Source organism: Paraburkholderia madseniana, from assembly GCF_009690905.1.
Lineage (GTDB): Bacteria > Pseudomonadota > Gammaproteobacteria > Burkholderiales > Burkholderiaceae > Paraburkholderia > Paraburkholderia madseniana.
This window is the reverse complement of record NZ_VOSW01000372.1, coordinates 1-246: the sequence shown is the minus strand read 5'-3', so window position 1 is coordinate 246 and position 246 is coordinate 1. Positions and strand designations below refer to the sequence as shown.

1 protein-coding gene is annotated in these 246 nt (G+C 52.8%); it reads left to right on the top strand.

From position 1 onward, the window contains the following. Positions 1–202, top strand: a 202-nt coding sequence (locus FSO04_RS47330; protein ID WP_206753094.1) for a hypothetical protein, incomplete at its 5' end; no start/stop codon positions are given. Between the last annotated feature and the right edge of the window lie 44 nt (positions 203–246).

Genomic DNA, 246 nt, shown 5'->3' with positions numbered 1-246 from the left:
CCACAAGGATGAAATCGTCGTTGTGTTCAGGATCGATCCACAGCCGGGGGCTCTCGCCAGCGAAAATCCGAATGATTCAGACGACGGAGTGAAAAGTATGCAACATTGTACGAGGCGTAATCTCACCACTGCTGGCGAATATTTACATGCGCCGGTTTGTGCTGGCATGGAAAAGGCTCGGACTTCAGCGCAGTCTTGGTAGTCGAATCGTGACCTACGCGGACGATCTGGTGATCCTGTGCAAGC